The sequence below is a fragment of the Streptomyces sp. MB09-01 genome, assembly GCF_033794505.1.
GTDB lineage: Bacteria > Actinomycetota > Actinomycetes > Streptomycetales > Streptomycetaceae > Streptomyces.
On the sequence record NZ_JARAYQ010000383.1, the window covers coordinates 1 to 5,798 of the forward strand.

Genomic DNA, 5,798 nt, shown 5'->3' on the forward strand with positions numbered 1-5,798 from the left:
TTTTTTAGGGGACGAGCAACCCCCGATTTATACCCTTTTACGGCGGCGGCGAGGTAAGATGGATATAAGAGACCGGCTCGGGGCCGGGGGCGCGGCCACGGCTATCGGCAGGGCCTTGTCGAGGCCGTCGGCCAGCATCCCGAAGGCCTGTTCGGCATCGGCCACGGCGGCCGGGTGGGCCTGGTCGGCGCTCCGGCCGGCGTCGATCCGCCGCCAGTTCTCCCGGCCGAGCTCGTGGCGGACGGCCACCAGGTGGATCGCCGCCAGCCGGGCCTGGAGCGGCGGGACCGACTCCGCCTCGAGCACGGCGGCGAGCAGCTCCACCTCCCGGTCGGTGTAGTGGCCGAGCCGGGCCTGCAGGCTGGCCGTGCCGTAGAGCAACCGCTGGAAGGCGAGCACCCCGGGGTGGTCGCACAGCCCTGTGATCGGGTCCCGGTCGGCGAGGGCCGCCAGGAAATGGGCATGCAGCGCACCCACCGGCGTGTGGCCGGCGGGCCGCTCCCGCACGATGCGGGCCGCCTCGTCCTGGTGGTCGGCGAACCGGTCGAGGAGCAGGTCCTCCTTGCTCGGGAAGTAGCGGAAGAGGGTGGGCTTGGAGACCTCGGCCGCGGCGGCGACGTCCGCCACCGACACGGCGTCGAAGCCCCGCTCCAGGAAGAGCTCCAGCGCCGTCGCCGCCAGCTGGCGACGCGTACGGAGCTTCTTGCTCTCGCGCAGACCTGTCGTGTTCTCCATGTCTCACAGCGTAGCACGAATTGGTGACCAAGTTATTTTTTTAACCGGGTTGCTTTTTCGGGCAAGGTCCGCTTTCCTTGAGACATCGACGAGGAGAGGACATCCGATGACCGACGTACTGATCGTGGGCTCCGGCCCCACAGGACTGACACTGGCCTGCGATCTCGCGCTGCGCGGAAACGCCGTGCGCGTCATCGACCAGCGGCCCGCACCCCACCGCGAATCCCGCGGCAAGGGACTACAGCCGAGCAGCCTCGAGATCTTCCGGGAACTCGGCGCGGCCGAGCCGCTCATCTCCACCGGCAACAGCAAGGTGGTCCTGCGCAAGTACTTCGACGGAGCACACGTCGAGGACACCCTCATCGACGCCGGCTTACTGATCGGGCAGTGGCAGATCGAGGAGGCGCTGCGCGACCGGCTCGCCGAGCTGGGCGTGCGGGTCGAATGGGGGTCCTCTCTTGCCGCACTCACCCAGGACGCGGACGGGGTCAGCGCCGAGCTCGCGGACTCCACCGTGATCGGAGCCCGCTATCTCGCGGGGTGCGACGGCGGGCACAGCACCACCCGCAAGCTCCTCGGCATCCCCTTCGAGGGAAGTGCGGAAGCCGAGCCCGCGATGGTGCTCGGGGACGTCAGGGCACCCGGTCTCAGCCGGGACGTCTGGCACCAGTGGTTCACCTCGGAAGGCGCCGGGATACTGCTCTGCCCCATGCCGGGGACGGACGCCTTCCAGCTGCAGGCCTCGCCCGAGCAGGACGAGCACGGCGAACTGCTGCCGCCCTCGCTGGAGAGCTTCCAGCGGCTGTTCGACCGGCACGCCCGGATGCCCGGGGTCCGGCTCGCGGATCCCACCTGGCTCTCCAGCTGGCGGGTCAACGTCCGCATGGCCACGCGGATGCGGGAGGGCCGGGTCTTCCTCGCCGGCGACGCCGCGCACGTGCACCCCATAGCCGGCGGGCTGGGAATGAACACCGGTATCCAGGACGCCGCCGCCCTCGGCCGGACGCTGGCCGCCGCTCTCAGCGGACCGACCGGGGAGGAGGTGCTCGACGGGTACGAGGCGCAGCGGCTGCCCGTGGCTGCCGAGGTCCTGGCCGACACGGCCCGGCGGTACGAGCGGGTCCTGGAGGCCGTCCGGACACCCGGCCGCGGGACGGAGGCCGGCCTGGACTGACCGGCGGGGCAGGGCCGCCGGAGGCCGCCCGGGCCGTCTCCGGCTCAGGCTCCAGCACGGGCCGAAGCTCCAGAGCGGCCTCAGGATCAGGCTCCGGCTCGGGCTCAGGTGGTCCGGGGTAGGTGACGTCAGGAAGGCGTGGGCACCGCGTCCGAGAGGGAGAGGGCGTGGATGCGGTCCGGGGCTCCGGGCCGGGCGTAGTACCAGCCCTGGGCGGTGTCGCAGCCGAGGGCGCGCAGCTGGGCGGCCTGGGCGCCGGTCTCCACGCCCTCGACGGTGACGGCGAGTTCGAGGCTGTGGGCGAGGGCGACGATCCCCTCCACGATCTTGACGTCGACCGGGTTGGCGGGCTGCTGCTGCATCCCCTGGGTGAAGGAGCGGTCGAGCTTGAGGACGCTGACCGGCAGGCGGCGCAGATTGGCGAGGTTCGAGTAGCCGGTGCCGAAGTCGTCGAGCGCGATGTCGACCCCCAGGGCGGCGAGCCGGCGCAGCGGTTCCAGGAGTTCGTCGTCGGCCCCTATCAGGGCGGATTCGGTGACCTCCAGGCACAAGGCGCCCGGGGCGAGCCCGGACTTCTCCAGCACCGCGACGGTGTCGGCGACCAGGCCCGGGTGGTGCAGCTGGGTCGGCGAGAGGTTGACGTTGACCCGCAGGGCCGCGCCGCCGTTCTGGCACTGCCAGATCCGGGCCTGGCGGACGGACTCCTCCAGCACCCAGCGGCCGAGCGGCACGATCAGCCCGGTCCGTTCGGCGAGGGGGATGAAGCGGTCCGGGCCGAGCACCCCGTACTGCGGGTGTGACCAGCGCACCAGGGCCTCCGCCCCGCGCACGCTGCCGTCGCGCATGTGGACCAGCGGCTGGTACTCGATGAAGAACTCGCCGCGTTCCAGTGCCGCCGGCAGGGCGTTGGTCAGCCCGTGGCGGGTGATCGCGCGGGCGTCGGCCTCGGCGTCGGCGAACTCGAAGCGGTTGCCGCCGGCCGCCTTGGCCCGGTACATGGTGATGTCGGCGCTGCGCAGCACCTCTGCCGGGGTGCGCTCCTTGGCCCGGCCCTCGACGATCCCGATGCTGCCCCGGACCGTCAGCTCCCGGCCCTCCAGCCGGATCGGCGTGGACAGGGCGGAGAGGATGCGGACGGCGAGGTCGGTCACCTTCTCCTCGGTGTCGGGGCCGGTGGTCAGGGCGACGAACTCGTCGCCGCCGAGACGGGCGACGACCTCGCCGGGGCCGGTCGCGCAGCTCTGCAGCCGGTCGGCGACCTCCACCAGCAGCCGGTCACCCGCCGAGTGGCCGAGGCTGTCGTTGACCGCCTTGAAGCCGTCGAGGTCCAGGTAGCACAGGCCGTAGCGGCTGCCGCCGGCTCCGCCGAGGGCCTTTTCGAGCCGTTCGAAGAAAAGCGTCCGGTTGGGCAGTCCGGTGAGGGCGTCGTGGGTGGCCTCGTAGCGCAGGCGCAGGTTCAGCAGCCGGCGTTCGGTGGTGTCCTCCATCAGCGCCAGCTGGTACTGCGGCTTGCCGTCCGCGTCGCGCAGCAGCGAGACCGTGAGGTTGGTCCACAGGACGGTTCCGTCGTGCCGGTAGTACGGCTTCTCCACGCGGTAGCTCTCGCGCTCGCCGCGCACCAGCTCCCCGTACATCCGCCAGACGTGCGGGGTGTCGTCGGGGTGGCCCCACTCGCTGACGTTGCGGCTGCGGACGTGGCCCTCCAGGCCGCCGAACATCTGCAGGAGCGTGTCGTTGACCTCCAGCACGTTCCCGTCGAGGTCGGCGATGCCGATGCCGACGGCCGCGCCCTCGAAGACGGCCCGGAAGCGCTCCTCGCTCGCGTGCAGGGCCTGCTGGGCGTCGGTGCGGGCGGTCAGCGCGGAGCGGGCGATGGCCTCCTGCTCCCGGAGGGTGCGCTCGCGCAGGGCCCGGGCGTATCCCGCCGCGATGCCGTGCTGGAGCCGGGCGCAGCGCGACCGGTACTCCTCGGTGCCCTCCGCGCCGGAGCCCTCGGGTCCCTCCGGGCCGCAGTAGAGCACCAGGTACGACTCGACCACGCCGAGGGTGCCGGCCAGGGCCTCCGGGTCGGTGCAGTGCACGGCGACGAGTTCCGCGCCCACGCGCTGGCCGACCGCGGCGTCGAAGGGCCGGGCGTGCAGGGCCTCGGTGAGCGTCCGGGTGAGCGGCACCAGGTGCCGCTCGAACTCGGTGCGGGTCAGCGAGGTGGCCGTGACGGGGAAGATCGCCCGGCCCCAGATGGTCGCGAAGCGGGCGATCCGGTCCTCGATGCCGCCGTGAGGGGCCGCGGCGGCGGCAGCGGCCGGTGCCGGCGCTGCGGTCGGTACCGCGGCCGGTACGAGGGCGGGCGCCACGGCGGCGTCCGGCGCGCCCGCGGTCTGTGCCGGAAGTCTCACGCCTTGCGTCCCACTCCGCCGAAGCCGGAAAAGGCGTACGGGTCCTCCGGCGTCTCGCCCTCCGCCTCGCTGCCGGGTCCGTCCGGCCGCCAGTCGGGCATGGCGACCAGGCCGGGCTCCAGCAGCTCGAAGCCGTCGAAGAAGTCGGCGATCTGCTCCCCGGTGCGCATGACGAGCGGGTTGCGGATGTCCCGGTAGACGTCGACGACGCCGCCCGCGACCTCCTCCGTGAGCGGGATCCCCTCGTACGAGGCGTGCGTGAGGATCAGCAGGCTGCCGGGGGCCAGGGCGTCGCGCAGTCCGGCGACGGCGGCGTACGGGTCGTCCGAGTCCTCCAGGAAGTGCAGGACGGCGACGAGCAGCAGGGCGACCGGGCGTTCGAGGTCGAGCAGCCGGCCGACCTCGGGGGCGGCCAGGATCTCCTTCGGCTTGCGCAGGTCTGCGGTGACGATGCCGGTGCGGTCGTCCCCTTCGAGGACGGCCCGGCTGTGCGCGACGGCCACCGGGTCGTGGTCGACGTAGACCACGCGCGCCTCGGGGCTGGCGGCCTGGGCGACCTCGTGGACATTGCCGAAGGTGGGGATGCCGGAGCCGATGTCGAGGAACTGCGTGACGCCCTCGGCGACGGCGTGCCGGACGGCGCGGCGCATGAATGCCCGGTTCGCCTGCATGATCTTGGGCAGCCCCGGCATGAATTCCATGGCGCGGCGGGCCGCCTGGCGGTCGACCTCGAAATTGTGGGACCCGCCCAGGTAGTAATCGTAGATGCGGGACACGCTCGGCACCGATATGTCGATGCCTGGCGGGGCCCAGGCGGGGCGCTCCATCGGGGTCTCCAAGCGTTGTTCCTGCGGCGGTCCGTCCGAGGTCGGACTCCTGTCCGAGCCGAATGTACTGATCATTGCCCAACAGGGCGAGCAAAAGCGGAAATTGGCGATCCGTTCTTCGTCACACACCAAAGGCGCCCGGCATGCCCCGCGGGGCGAATGATCGATACCGACAAATCCCTTTTGGGAATTGACCGATGGGTGATCGGACTCGCTGCAGGACCGGCCCGCGATGGCTCAAACCTCTCGGCTCTTCGCACCACCCGTTCAGGCGAACCGGGGCCGAGCCTCGCGTGCGCGGGCGCGCGCGGGCCCATGCTCCCCGGGTGAACAGAGCCTGTGCCCAGCGCTTGCTGGCGGTCCCGGTCCTGCTGTGGGCGGCCCTGTCCGCCACGCCGGCCGTGGCTGATAGCTGCGCCTACGCGACGACCTGCTCCGGCGACGCCGCGACCGCCACCACGCTGGTCGCGGCGGCCGGCGGAGGCGGCCGCGGAGGCGGCTCGGGTGGCGGACATCACGGTGACCACCGCGGCTCCCGCCACGGCAGGGACCCCGAGAGGGACCACGGAAGGAATGACGGCGGAGGCCGCGGCGGGGACCACGGCGGGGGCCGTCACGGCGGTCCCCACTGCCCGCCGCCGCCTCCCCCGCCGTGTCCGCCGAAGC

Annotated in this window: 4 protein-coding genes; 1 reads left to right on the forward strand and 3 read right to left on the reverse strand. The window is 72.2% G+C overall.

The features are described from left to right. Window positions 1-27: 27 nt before the first annotated feature. A complete protein-coding gene (locus PV721_RS40400; protein WP_319733419.1) occupies window positions 28-735 on the reverse strand; it encodes a TetR/AcrR family transcriptional regulator in 708 nt (235 codons plus the stop codon). Between the two features lie 106 nt (window positions 736-841). On the opposite strand from PV721_RS40400, the gene PV721_RS40405 reads away from it, so the two are divergent. Beyond that, the gene (locus PV721_RS40405) at window positions 842-1,909 is read left to right on the forward strand and encodes an FAD-dependent monooxygenase (RefSeq protein WP_319733421.1); all 1,068 of its coding nucleotides are present in this window, start codon (window positions 842-844) and stop codon (window positions 1,907-1,909) included. Between the two features lie 128 nt (window positions 1,910-2,037). Here PV721_RS40405 and PV721_RS40410 read toward each other — a convergent pair whose 3' ends face one another. Together PV721_RS40410 and PV721_RS40415 are read right to left on the reverse strand one after the other, a co-directional pair. After that, on the reverse strand, window positions 2,038-4,179 hold the full coding sequence (locus PV721_RS40410) for a putative bifunctional diguanylate cyclase/phosphodiesterase (protein WP_319733423.1): 2,142 nt from the start codon (window positions 4,177-4,179) through the stop codon (window positions 2,038-2,040). A gap of 122 nt (window positions 4,180-4,301) precedes the next feature. Continuing rightward, the gene (locus tag PV721_RS40415) at window positions 4,302-5,132 is read right to left on the reverse strand and encodes an SAM-dependent methyltransferase (protein ID WP_319733425.1); all 831 of its coding nucleotides are present in this window, start codon (window positions 5,130-5,132) and stop codon (window positions 4,302-4,304) included. Window positions 5,133-5,798: the final 666 nt, after the last annotated feature.

What these genes read in the sequence shown, in the direction of transcription:
- PV721_RS40415 (WP_319733425.1), bottom strand. Translation starts at nt 5,132, where the DNA reads ATGGAGCGCCCCGCCTGGGCCCCGCCAGGCATCGACATATCGGTGCCG.
- PV721_RS40400 (WP_319733419.1), bottom strand. Translation starts at nt 735, where the DNA reads ATGGAGAACACGACAGGTCTGCGCGAGAGCAAGAAGCTCCGTACGCGT.
- PV721_RS40405 (WP_319733421.1), top strand. Translation starts at nt 842, where the DNA reads ATGACCGACGTACTGATCGTGGGCTCCGGCCCCACAGGACTGACACTG.